General features: G+C 65.7%; 12 protein-coding genes and 2 pseudogenes. 8 read left to right on the top strand and 6 right to left on the bottom strand.

Features of this window, described 5'->3' with window-relative positions; translation table 11 throughout:
- Positions 1-2: 2 nt before the first annotated feature.
- The gene (locus BMZ48_RS09880) at positions 3-407 is read left to right on the top strand and encodes a hypothetical protein (protein ID WP_091534565.1); all 405 of its coding nucleotides are present in this window, start codon (positions 3-5) and stop codon (positions 405-407) included.
- A 158-nt stretch (positions 408-565) separates the two neighbouring features.
- Here the strand turns inward: BMZ48_RS09880 and BMZ48_RS09875 are convergent, their stop codons facing one another.
- Both BMZ48_RS09875 and BMZ48_RS09870 read right to left on the bottom strand, forming a co-directional pair.
- Positions 566-1,378, bottom strand: coding sequence for a M48 family metallopeptidase (locus tag BMZ48_RS09875; protein WP_143383676.1), 813 nt, complete (start codon positions 1,376-1,378; stop codon positions 566-568).
- 111 nt (positions 1,379-1,489) lie between these two features.
- Positions 1,490-2,290 carry a ParB/RepB/Spo0J family partition protein gene (locus tag BMZ48_RS09870; protein ID WP_091534557.1) on the bottom strand — a complete coding sequence of 267 codons (801 nt, stop codon included), beginning with the start codon at positions 2,288-2,290 and terminating at the stop codon, positions 1,490-1,492.
- A 61-nt stretch (positions 2,291-2,351) separates the two neighbouring features.
- On the opposite strand from BMZ48_RS09870, the gene folE reads away from it, so the two are divergent.
- The 4 genes from folE to BMZ48_RS09850 all read left to right on the top strand — a co-directional run bounded on the left by folE (position 2,352) and on the right by BMZ48_RS09850 (position 6,381).
- Positions 2,352-2,900: a GTP cyclohydrolase I FolE gene (gene folE / locus BMZ48_RS09865; RefSeq protein ID WP_091534555.1), complete on the top strand. Its 549-nt coding sequence runs from the start codon at positions 2,352-2,354 to the stop codon at positions 2,898-2,900.
- Between the two features lie 114 nt (positions 2,901-3,014).
- Positions 3,015-4,010 (top strand): acyl-ACP desaturase, encoded by a 996-nt coding sequence (locus tag BMZ48_RS09860; protein ID WP_091534553.1) that lies wholly within the window; start codon positions 3,015-3,017, stop codon positions 4,008-4,010.
- Between the two features lie 140 nt (positions 4,011-4,150).
- Complete coding sequence (locus BMZ48_RS09855; protein ID WP_091534551.1) at positions 4,151-4,711, top strand: hypothetical protein; 561 nt, start codon at positions 4,151-4,153, stop codon at positions 4,709-4,711.
- Between the two features lie 5 nt (positions 4,712-4,716).
- Complete coding sequence (locus tag BMZ48_RS09850; protein ID WP_091534549.1) at positions 4,717-6,381, top strand: GMC family oxidoreductase; 1,665 nt, start codon at positions 4,717-4,719, stop codon at positions 6,379-6,381.
- Positions 6,382-6,429: 48 nt separating this feature from the next.
- Here the strand turns inward: BMZ48_RS09850 and BMZ48_RS09845 are convergent, their stop codons facing one another.
- Entirely contained in the window at positions 6,430-6,705 is a 276-nt protein-coding gene (locus BMZ48_RS09845; protein WP_091534545.1) for an acylphosphatase, read from the bottom strand.
- 69 nt (positions 6,706-6,774) lie between these two features.
- On the opposite strand from BMZ48_RS09845, the gene BMZ48_RS09840 reads away from it, so the two are divergent.
- Positions 6,775-7,413 (top strand): hypothetical protein, encoded by a 639-nt coding sequence (locus tag BMZ48_RS09840; protein WP_143383675.1) that lies wholly within the window; start codon positions 6,775-6,777, stop codon positions 7,411-7,413.
- 6 nt (positions 7,414-7,419) lie between these two features.
- Positions 7,420-8,742, top strand: a complete 1,323-nt coding sequence (locus tag BMZ48_RS09835; RefSeq protein ID WP_091534538.1) for an MATE family efflux transporter — start codon at positions 7,420-7,422, stop codon at positions 8,740-8,742.
- A 477-nt stretch (positions 8,743-9,219) separates the two neighbouring features.
- Here the strand turns inward: BMZ48_RS09835 and BMZ48_RS09825 are convergent, their stop codons facing one another.
- From BMZ48_RS09825 to BMZ48_RS09815, 3 genes and pseudogenes are all read right to left on the bottom strand, one after another.
- Positions 9,220-10,038, bottom strand: coding sequence for a class I SAM-dependent methyltransferase (locus tag BMZ48_RS09825; RefSeq protein WP_159431152.1), 819 nt, complete (start codon positions 10,036-10,038; stop codon positions 9,220-9,222).
- A gap of 33 nt (positions 10,039-10,071) precedes the next feature.
- Positions 10,072-10,470, bottom strand: coding sequence for a GNAT family N-acetyltransferase (locus tag BMZ48_RS09820; protein ID WP_234981597.1), 399 nt, complete (start codon positions 10,468-10,470; stop codon positions 10,072-10,074).
- A 213-nt stretch (positions 10,471-10,683) separates the two neighbouring features.
- Positions 10,684-11,484 (bottom strand): annotated as a pseudogene (locus BMZ48_RS09815) (alpha/beta hydrolase); the annotation flags it as partial.
- 116 nt (positions 11,485-11,600) lie between these two features.
- Here BMZ48_RS09815 and BMZ48_RS09810 point away from each other — a divergent pair.
- Positions 11,601-11,859: pseudogene (locus BMZ48_RS09810) on the top strand (transposase); the annotation flags it as partial.
- Positions 11,860-11,867: the final 8 nt, after the last annotated feature.

Genomic DNA, 11,867 nt, shown 5'->3' with positions numbered 1-11,867 from the left:
TTGTGAAGCTCATAGCACCCCTCGCCGTTGCTGCCCACCTCGCGCTGATGCCGCTGGCCCTGATCGCCGCCGAGACCACCACAGCGGTCGACGCCAAGGTCGAAGTCAAAACCCAGGGCGCCGATACCGCCCGGCAGGCCGCGACCGATGCCCAGGACGCAGCGCAGGCCCAGGCCCACACCGCCACCGAGAAAGCCACCGAGGCCAAGACCGCGGTGAAGACCAAAGCCAAAGAAGCCAAAGCCACGGGTAACGCCAAACTCAAGGCGAGTGGAACGGCGGCAACGCAGGCCGTGGGCCAAACCACCGAGAAGGCCACCGGCCTCGTCGGCGGGGTACTCGGCGCCGCCACCGGCACTTCCGTTGAGGCCGACGCCCAGGTCGAAGCCAAAGCCAAGACCGAATAATCAAGACCGAAACATTGCGGACATCGCTTCCGCCATCCGCTTTGCTCCCGCCCCGTGTTCCCCCGCGGGGGTATTCCTCCAACCCTCCTGATCCGCAGGAGGGTTTTTTCATTTCGTTGCGCGCCTGCGCGTCATGCCGCCGCTCCTGGTCATGAGCCTCAGGCGCGTGCGCGACGGCGCGGCAGGTAGTGGTACAGGCGGCCGCCGTGGTCGCGCAGCCAGCGCTTGTGGATTTGGTAATCCGGCATCTGCCGCTCGACCTGCGCCCAGAAATCCGGCGAGTGGTTCATGTGCACGAGATGACACAGCTCGTGGACGACGACGTAGCGAAACACCGGCGGCGGCGCCATGATCAGACGCCAGGACAGCATGATCCTGCCATCCGCCGCGCAGCTACCCCATTGCGTCTGCGGATCGGCGATCGACAGCGCCGTCCAGCGCAGCTGGGCCCGCATCGCTTCTTCGTCGAGTAGACGGCGCGCTTGTCGCTGCGCCTGCTGGATCAGCGCGCGCCGCAGCGCGCGCTCGAGCTGGCGCGCATCATCGCGCGCTGTCCCCGGCACGAACAGCGTGATGAGCCCGGGTTCGATGCGCACCTGGATCTGCCGCAGCGTCGCCACCTCGATGCACACCGGCACGGTCTGGCCCTGCAGCAGGATCTCGTCGCGGCCATCCCAGCGCACCGGTGGCGGCGGTGGGCAGCCGTCCGCCCGCGCCTGCAGTTCGGCGAGCTTGGCGCGTACCCAGTCCTCGCGCGCACGCAAAAACGCGAGCGCATCGGCGCGCGCGGCCCAGCGCGGATAAATCAACCGGACCTCGCGATCCGGACGGACCTCGATGCGGATGCTGCGCGCGCGCAGGCTGGGGCACTCGCGCAGCCGGAAATCATCGCGGAACAGATCGAGCTGCATCGCCGCTGTGGGCAAAGCCCGCGCGCCCGGCCGGGCGTGGGGCGGTAATTTTTTGTTCACGTGTGGATCCAGGCCTGAACATTGCGACGTTTGCTGCGCCGCACATCGGGGTTATCCACAAGCTTATCCCCGTCGTCTGTCGATAAACGGCAGCCGTCACCAGACCCATGGTCAGCCCGCCGAGTAGCCGATGCGGGCGAGCACCCCGTCGAGTTCATCCAGCGAGTGAAATCTGACGCGGAGTTCGCCTTTGCCGTCCCGACCGGCCTGCACGGTCACCGGGCAGGCCAGGTAATCGGACAGCTCGCGCTCCAGCCGCTGCCAATCGCCAGGCTTACCCGGCTGGAACACGAGCTTGCGCGCCCGCGAAGCCGCCAGCCGCCGCTCGAGCTGGCGCACCGACAGCTTGCAGCGGATCACCTCGTCGGCCCAGCGCACCTGCGCATCGGGCCCGACACCGGCGAGCACCTTGGCATGCCCCAGGTGCAGATGCCCTTCGTTGACCAGCGCCTGGACCGGCGGCACGAGATTGAGCAGCCGCAGGTAATTGCTGACGTATTCGCGCGACTTGCCGATACGCTCGCCGATTTCCTCGTGGGTGAGGGAAAACAGCTCGCCCAGACGCTTGAGACCGGCCGCCGTCTCCATCGGCGTCAACGACTCGCGCTGCAGGTTCTCGATCAGCCCGACGACGAATGCCTCCGCATCCGACAGATCGTCGCGGATCACCGCCGGAATCTCGTGCAGTCCGGCCTGCTGCGCCGCACGCCAGCGGCGCTCTCCGGCCAATAGCTCGTACCCCCAGACACGCGTGCGCAGCACGACGGGTTGCACGACTCCGGAGGTGCGGATGCTGTCGGCGAGCTCGGCGAGCGCATCGGGATCGAAGTAGCGCCGCGCCTGCTGGCTGCCCGGCCGGATCAGGTCGATGGGGATCGCGCGGATCTCGCAGGATGAAGTCTTGCGACTCATGCGCCCATTGTACGCGGCGCGACCGTGGGATAATGCCCGCGCATTCGAACCACGGGCCATCATGGAAGAACATTTTCGCGCCATCATCGAAGCGATCGGCGAGAACCCCGATCGCGAGGGCCTGCTGCGCACACCGTACCGTGCGGCGCGCGCACTGGAGTTTCTCACCCAGGGGTACGAACAGGATCTCGACGAGATCGTCAACGGCGCCGTGTTCGAGTCCAGCAACGATGAAATGGTCATCGTCAAGGACATCGAGCTGTACTCGCTGTGCGAACACCACCTGCTGCCGTTCATCGGCAAGGCCCACGTCGCCTATCTGCCGGCGGGCCGGGTGATCGGCCTGTCCAAGATTCCGCGCATCGTCGACATGTACGCACGGCGCCTGCAGATCCAGGAAAATCTCACCCAGCAGATCGGCCAGTCGATCCAGCGCGTGACCGGCGCGCACGGCGTTGGCGTTGTCATCGAGGCGCAGCATCTGTGCGCGATGATGCGCGGCGTGCAAAAGCAGGGCTCGAGCATGATCACGTCGATGATGCTCGGCCGCTTCCGCGACGACCCGCGCACCCGCCAGGAATTCCTCGACCTGATCCGCACCGGGCGTTGACACGGCCGCGCGACGGAAATCGATATTACGGAAGCCCCGCATCCGGCTACACTTTGGCCGCGTATCAGTAGCGCCATCATTGCATCAGTGGACCCAGGCCCGTCAGGAACCGCCATGCTCGAACACAGACTCAACCCCGATCTGGCCGCGCAGCGCGAGGTACTCGACGCCATCGCCCCACAGGTGCGTGCCCTCATGGAGCGCCATCGCCAGAGCCGCAAGCTGTGGATGCCCAGCGAACTGTTGCCGGCAAGCGAACACACCGACGCCAACCATGAAGCCGAGCTGCGGGAAATCCGCAGCCGCGCTCGCGGCCTGCCTGACAGCGTGCGCGTCGCGCTCGCGCTCAATCTGCTCACCGAAGAAGGCTTGCCGCATTTCCATCGTCTGGTCGCCCAATACCTCGGGCACGACGGCGTGTGGGCGGAATGGAACAACCTGTGGACCGCCGAGGAAGACCGCCACGGCTGTGTGCTGCGCGACTACGTCCGTGACGCGCGCCTGTTCGACATGCGTGCGCTCGAACACCTGCAGTACCAGTACCTTGAGGCCGGTTTCAACCCGGACTGGAGAGCCGACCCCTACCGCCTGCTCGCCTACACCAGCCTGCAAGAAAAAGCGACCCAGACCGCGCACGCCAATGCCGGCCGCATCGCCGGTCAGTACGAACCCAAGCTGCAGAAAATCCTCGCCCACATCTGTGCCGACGAAGCGCGTCACTACGCCTTCTACCGCGATACCTTCGCCCTCGTGCTCAAGGCCGACACCAACCGCGCGCTCGCCGCGCTCGCCGCGGTGGCTCCGTCGCTGGCCATGCCCGGCCATACCATCGCCGGTTATGCGCAGATGTCCGAAGTCGAACGCCGCGCCGGTATCTACGGACCGCGCGAGTACCTCAAGCTGGTCGAGGATCTGGTCAAACACTGGGCGATCGACGCGCTCGATGGCCTGTCTGCCGTCGGCCGCGCCGCGCAGGAGAAAATCATGCAGTTGCCGGCACGGCTTGCGCGCATGGCCGACTACATCGAATCCAAGGCACACACGCGCAGCTTTTCCTTCGACTTCATCTACCAGCGCGCGTTCGAGATGGCCGCCGGCACAGCCCGCTGAGGTCCATCTCCATTCCGATTGCAACGGCGCCTGCGGGCGCCGTTTTCCGTTGCGCCGCAGCAAATAATGACGCATGCGTCATTATTTGCTAGGGTGTGTCGCCGCAGGCCCCTACGGCCGCCACCGTCCGGAGGAGAACGATGACACCCCCTGCCGCCATAGCTGGATTCGACCGGCGCGCGTTTCTCAAACTCGGCGTCGCCGGCACCTGGACCCTCGTCGCCTGCAGTACGGCCGCCACGCTCGCCGGCTGCAGCACCGCAGCGCCGCCCGCCTCCGGATACCGCTGGCTCAGCACAGAGGATCTCGCGCTGTTCAGCGCACTGCTGCCTGCGGTCAATGGTCCGGCCTGGCCGGATGAAACCAGCATCCGCGACGAAGCCCTGCGTCGCATCGACGCGGCGTTGGCGGCGCTGGCGCCACAGGCGCAGGAGCAGACGCGCCAGTTGCTGGACCTGTTGCACTGGCCAGTCTTCCGGCATCTGGCCTGCGGGCTGTCCGCGCCCTGGTCGCGCGCACCGGCCGAGGACATCGCGCGCTTTCTACAGCGCTGGCGCGACAGTCGCCTGGAGCTGTTCAACGCCGGGTATCGCGGCCTGGCCAAGCTCGCGCAACTCGGCTGGTGGAGCCAGCGCGCGAGCTGGGACGCCTGCCGCTATCCCGGACCGCCGGCCTGGGCGGTGGCCGCACTCAACGGATGACTGCCATGGCAATCGACGATATATACACCCAGGGCATCGCCGCCGGCTGGTCCGTGCGGGACGCCTCGACGCTCAGCGCCGATGCGGTGCTCGAAACCGAGGTCGCCATCGTCGGCAGCGGTGCCGGCGGCGGCATGGCCGCGGAGATCCTGACCGCCGCCGGGCTTAACGTACTCATGATCGAAGAAGGCGCGCTCTACACCGCCGCCGACTTCAAGGACATGGACGAGTGGCGCGGCTTTTCCACGCTGTATCAGGAAGGCGCCGGCCGCATGACCGCCGACGGCGCCGTCTATGTCTTCCAGGGTCGTGCGGTGGGCGGCAGCACGACGGTGAACTGGACCACGAGCCTGCGCACCCCGGACCCGACGCTGGAGCATTGGGCGCAGGCATACGCCCTGCGCGATAGCACGCCCGCCGATCTTGCGCCCTGGTTCGCGCGCTGCGAGGAACGGCTGGGCATCGCACCGTGGGCGATGGAACCGAACCGCAACAATGCCCTGCTGCGCGACGGCTGCGCCCGGCTCGGCTGGAGCTGGAAAACGATTCCGCGCAACGTGCGCGGCTGCTGGAATCTCGGCTACTGCGGGCTCGGCTGCCCGACCAATGCCAAGCAATCGATGCTGGTGACCACGATCCCGCAGGCCTTGCGGCGCGGCATGACTCTGCTGCACCACGCCCGCGCCGAGGCACTGCACTTTTCCGCCAATGGTGTCGCCGCGCTCACGGTGCGCGCGCTCGGCAAGGACGCACGCACCCCTACCGGCGTGACCCTGACCGTCAAGGCACGGCACTACGTGCTCGCCGCCGGCGCGATCAACACCCCGGCGCTGCTGCTGCGCTCGCGCGCTCCCGACCCGCGCGGGCTGATCGGCCGGCGCACCTGCATCCATCCCGTGAACGCCTCGCTCGCACTGTTCGACGAACCGGTCCACGGTTTTCATGGCGCGCCGCAATCGATTTACTCGGACCATTTCCTGTGGCCCGCGCAAGGCCTTGGCTACAAACTGGAAGTACCTCCGCTGCAACCGGTGCTGATGAGCGGGATCTTCGGCAGTCACGGCGAACGGCTGAGCCTGGACATGCGCCAGCTCGACCACGCACAGGTGTGCATCGCGCTGATGCGCGACGGCTTCGACGCAGCCACATCCGGCGGGCGCGTCCGCATCGACGCACAGGGTCAGCCGCTGCTCGATTACCCCCTCACCGAGGCGCTGTGGGACGGGCTGCGCCGTGCCTACCTGAGCATGGCCGAGGTGCAGTTCGCGGCCGGGGCGCGCAGCGTCCGGCCCGTCCACCTCGACGGCCACGACTACCGTAGCTGGGACGAGGCACGCCGCGCGATTGCCTTCCTGCCGATGCGCGCCCAGCGCGCAACGCTCTACACCGCGCATCTGATGGGCGGCTGCCCGATGGGCGAGGACAAAACGCGCTGCGTCATCGACAGCCGCGGCCGGCATCACGAGATCGAGAATCTGTCGATCTTCGACGGCTCGATGTTCCCGACCTCGATCGGCGCCAACCCGCAGCTCTCCATCTATGCCTTCGTCGCACGCAACGCAACGGCGCTGGCCGACTCCCTGACACCGCGCCGCAGCGCCTCGACGGATACTGCAGGTGTTTCTGCTGCCCGGCACGATGCCGGCGGACACCGCCACGCAGAAGCATGAGCGGGGCGGGCACGCGGACTGGGCGTACACACCCAGCCGAGGGCCGGTTTACTCGCGCCGGACCACAAAGCCCGGCGCAGGCAGGTCGTCGGATTGTGTCCATTCGACGCGTTCGACCCGCGCCGCCGGTGGTCCGCGGTGCAGCCAGCGGTGGAAGTCCTCGAGCGCGGCAGGATCGCCGCGCGCGCAGCCTTCGACGCTGCCGTCAGCGCAGTTGCGCACCCAGCCGTCGAGCCCGAGCCGCTGCGCGGTTTCGGCAGTGGACTGGCGGAAAAAGACACCCTGGACGCGCCCGGTGACCCTGAAGCGATATGATGCCGTCATGGGATCGGAATCCTACTTCGTCTGGGGCGGTGCATGTTGAGGCGTATCGGCCATCGTCTCCGCCGGCTCGTGGCCGCGGATCCCGCCGGCGGCGCTGCGAGCGAACGTCACGTGCGCCTGACCGCCGAGCTGCCGGTCGGCCAGGCCGCGCCGCTGTGGCGCGTGCAGTTGGAATGGGTCAGCACACCGCAGGCCGACGGCGAGCGGCTGCACCTGCGCGCCCACGTGCAGACCAATTTCGCCAGTGCGCTGCGGCCGGCGCTGGCATCGGCGGCAACGCCGCATCCGGCGCTCGCCAGCGGCAGTCGCGCGCTGGCGCCGAATCTGGCGGCGCACCTCGGCGGGCTCATCCAGCGCGCAGCCTCGCGCGCGCTCGCCGCGCCCGGCATCCGCATGCTGGCCGAACCGCTGCTGCGGCTGGACCTCAACACCTGGATCGAGATCCAGGCATCGACGGCCTCGCTCGCCGCCGGCAGCCACGGCCTGCTGCCGCAGGCCGAGCGCCTCGCGCAACTGGGCATCGTGCCCCGGCGTGCGGGCGAGCAGCCGGTCGCCGAGTCCTGGGCCGGCGAGGCTGCGGATGGCTTCGCACAGGTCTCGGTGATCCAGATCGACAAGCATCACCTACCGGAGGGTTTGCAGCGCCGGCTGGGGGATCGGCCGTTTTCGCTCGCTGCGACGATCGTCAACACGGCGCAAGAAAAGTAAGCGCGGATGCACCGCGAACGCAGACGCGAGGTGCTGGCGCTGGCCCTGCCGATCCTCGGCGGCATGGCCTCGCAGAATCTGCTCAATCTGGTCGATGTCTGGATGGTCGGCAGTCTCGGCCCCGCGGCGCTTGCCGCCACCGGGCTGGCCAACTTTCTCAACTTCATGGCCGTGGCCTTCATCACCGGATTCGCTCCGGCGGTGCAGGCGATTGCCGCACGGCGCATCGGTGAGGGCCGTGCCGCCGAAGCGGCGGCACCGCTCAACGGCGGGCTGCTGTTGTCGCTCGCGATCGGCGTGCCGCTGTCGGCGGCACTGATCGCCGCAACCCCGGCGATTTTTGCCGCGCTCGTCGCGGATCCGGCAGTCGTGCGCGAAGGCGTGCCGTACCTGCAGTGGCGGCTCGTCGCGATCGCGGCGATCGGCATCAATTTTTCGTTCCGCGGCTACTGGAGCGCAGTCAAGCGCGCCGACTACTATCTGCGTACGCTGGTGACGATGCACGCGCTCAACATCGTCTTCAGCTACACGCTGATTCACGGTTTGTTCGGGCTGCCGCGGATGGGCACTGCCGGTGCCGGTCTGGGAACGACGCTTGCGGTCGTGGTCGGCACCGCGCTGTATGTGTACCTGGGGTTGCGGCACGCCCGGCCACACGGCTTTCTGGTGCAACGGCCGACACCGGAGCAGTTCCGCAGCCTGCTGCGCATCGGCCTGCCGTCCTCGGTGCAGCAGCTGCTGTTTTCGGCGGGCTTTGCGGTGCTGTTCTGGATCATCGGCCACATCGGCACCGAGGCGCTCGCCGTCGCCAACGTGCTGGTGACGATCACGCTCACCGCCGTGCTCCCCGGCATTGCGCTCGGCATCGCCGCGGCGACGCTGTGTGCACAGGCGCTCGGCCGCGGACACGCCGACGAGGCGCAACGCTGGGCCTGGGATGTCTATGCCGTCGGCATCTGGATCTTCGGCGCACTGGCACTGCCGATGCTGTTCGCCACGCGCCCACTGCTCGCGGTCTTCGTGCGCGAGCCGGCGCTGATCGAGCTCGGCGTGCTGCCGCTGCGGCTGGTCGGCGCCACGATCCTGCTCGATGGTCTGGGCCTGGTGATGATGCAGGCCTTGCTCGGCGTCGGGGCCGCACGCCTGGTGATGGTCGTCGCCACGGCGCTGCAATGGGGTTTGTTCCTGCCGCTGGCCTGGCTGCTCGGGCCGGTGCTGGGCCTGGGTCTGACCGCGATCTGGATCGCGATGGGCGGCTACCGGTTACTGCAGGCGGCGATCTTCACCTGGGCCTGGCAGCGCCGCGACTGGGCGCGGATCCGCGTCTGATCGGGCTTTTCTTGATGCCCCGCGCCGGAAAATGATGGCGCCCACGGGTAAATAACGGCACCCGCATGCACCACAGCACTTGCATGCGCAGACGCAGCAGCAGCGGGTACAGCCGCGGCTCGGGGCAGGAACTGCCGATCGCGACCATCGCGGCTCGAAAGCCACTCGCATGCCATGCGCGTGATCGGCGACTGGATCCAGTTCTACAACCACCGGCGCCACCAACCAGGCGCTGGGCATGAAGACTCCCGCCGAAGCGTATTCTTTAGCGGCCTGACCTGCGCAGGAACCGCTAGGTCGTTACAAAAAGCCAGCCCAGCGAGTCGTCTTCTGTTGCAATGAGGCCATCGAGGTTCGTGGTGGTTTAATACTGCGTTTTCATAGTTTATTTATTGCCTACCCACGCAGCCACCTAACGACCAAGCTCAGCCGCGCCGCTTTGCGGCGTCGGCTGCAGCGCCTTGTTGGGCGGAGAGCTCATTTCACGGCCTGTACCAGGTACGTCCGAAATGGGACGCAGACTCCGTTGCCCGAGTCATATGACGCCAGCTTCTTCGATACGTCCTCAACAACCGCCTGCTGCTTTTCAGGTGATGCCGCGCTGAAACCGCCCGCCATCGGGGTTGCACTGACATGCCGCGGCACAAAATCCGAAAGTCTCGGCAGCCGCAGGTCAAGCTGCTTTACCGTTATCCGCAGATCTGTGTAACCGGCCCCTTCCACGAGTGCGCGGATGGTGGCTAGTTCGGAGAGGCCAAATGCCGCCCGTAAACCGACGGCGGTCTCCGCACCGATATGGCGCGTGACCGCCTGGACGAGTGCATCGAAGTAAGGACTCTCCTGAATCTCGCACCACAGGCTCAGGGCGACACGGCCGCCTGGCCTGAGAACGCGGTACATCTCTGCCAAGGCGCGAGGCCGGTCATCCAGAAACTGAAGCGTTTGCGCGCAGAGCACCACGGTGAACGCCGCTTCCGCAAATGGCAGCTCGTAAGCGGTTTTTACAACCCACTCGATGGGTGCACCCGCGACTGGAGGGAGTAATTGGCCAACATCAATCATGCCTGCATTCACATCCACCGCGGCCACCCGCCCCGCCGGCCCGACTTTCTCCGCGGCGCAACGCGCCGCTGCACCGGTGCCACAACCGACATCCAGCACAGCTTCACCCGCTTGCAATGCTGCGAACTCGACCAGAGCCCGGGCTGCCGGCCCCAGAATGGTCGGGACAAGTATCTGTTCATAACGCTGAGCCGCGTCGCGTGCCAGTTGCCATTGTGTGGAGGTTGTTGTCATATGCACCATCTCCTTCCCGCCCGACGCTGCAGCTCAAGGCCCACCTTGGGATGCGTCACCCGAAGCGCCGGGTGGGGTCGTAACCAGCCGCTTGCGCATCGCGAAGCGGCGAAACAATGCGCCACGAAGTGAAATCTCCTGTTCTTCGGTTACGACGAACCGAAACCGCTCGAAGACCGGCTTTGCAACGAGACTCGCTTCTGTGCAAAGCTCTGTGACCCCTGCAGAGAGCAGTGCACGTTCAGCGTGACAATACAACAACGAGGCCACCCCACGCCGTGCATAGGACGGCGTGACGTATAAGAGTTCAATGTGGCCGTTTGTCTCGTAGGAGATGAAGCCCGCGACTTCAGTGCCCTGGACAGCGACGAACGTTGGAAGCGACTGTAATCGCTTGCGCCACTGGTGCAGGTCTGGGGCTGTGGCGCCCACGCTCCGCGCTGCGTTTCGTCGTATGCAGCGGCAGCGAGCACGTGAACCGACGATGTGAACACTGCCACCACAGCTTCGAGGTCTGCGTCAGTATAGGAGCGCACGTTCATGTCGTTGCCGCCCAACGTTTGAATTCAGCGGCAGCCGAAGGCGGTCCGCTGGAATGATCTGTTGGGCGGCCGTTATCGATAGGAAAACCTCATTGACTGGCCCTCACCTTTTCAACGGCGTGACGGTCTCCGTGCCGAAAACCCTTCTCAGCCAGGCATCTACTACCGGCGTTGCCGCATAGTCAGGGTTACCCAACTGGCGATTGATTTCGCTATGACCACGCAGGCCCGTACCAGGAAAATCGCGCCGTTCAACCGCAGTTCCAGCTCGCTTAAGCGCCATTTCCAGTTCCTTAGCCTGAGCAATGCCGTCGGGACGCTGAACATGCAGTAATAAAAATGCCGGCGCATTGGGTGCGGCTGCCTGCATGACGGGCGACAAAGCCCGCTGACGAGCAAGATCTGTCCCAAAGGCTTGCAGATAGGTGTCCCGCATGAAGTCTCCGCTCTGTTCCATCTGGCGCGGCACGTCATACGACGCTCCATCGTTTGGAATGACACCGCGAATATCGGCAAAACTCAAGCCGGCACTTTTCAGATAACGTTCATCGGTGCCGACGAGTGCGACCAGATGGGCACCGGCACTATGCCCCATCAGCACTACCCGGCTGCGATCAATGCCCAGCTGCTCGGCACGTGCGAGCAGCGCCCTGAGTGCCAAGGCAATATCCTCACCTTGCTGTTCTACCGTGGCCGCCGGTATCAGCCGATAATTGATCGCTGCATAGGCATAGCCCATCTGGGTGAAATGTGCAGGGGCATAGCGGCTGGCAGCCACATCCTTACTACCGTGCTTCCATCCGCCACCGTGCACGAAAATTACCAGCGGCGCCGGGGTCCTTGCATTCGGTACAGCATAAAAATCCAGCACCTGCAGCGGATCCGGGCCATAGGAAAAAGTTTGACTTGGGCGTAGTTGATGCGAATTGCCATCAGCGGAGGCCGATCTGTGCGACGTCCCCCCTCATTTGAGTAGCACCGCGATCTGGAGTCCAATCCCCATCGACAAGGAGATTGGACGTGAAGAAGCGGTTTACCGAAGAACAGATCATCGGCTTTCTGCGTGAGGCCGAGGCTGGCGTGGCGGTCAAGGACCTGTGCCGCCGGTCTGGCTTTCAGCGAAGCCTCGTACTACCTGTGGCGCAGCAAGTTCGGCGGCATGAGCGTGCCGGAGGCCAAGCGGCTCAAGGAGCTGGAGGCGGAGAACACCCGGCTGAAGAAGCTGCTGGCCGAGCAGATGTTCGAGAACGACGTGATCAAGGACGCCCTGCGAAAAAAGTGGTGACC

The sequence above is a fragment of the Fontimonas thermophila genome (assembly GCF_900113085.1).
GTDB classification, from domain to species: domain Bacteria; phylum Pseudomonadota; class Gammaproteobacteria; order Nevskiales; family Nevskiaceae; genus Solimonas; species Solimonas thermophila.
This window is presented reverse-complemented; position numbering and strand designations above follow the sequence as displayed.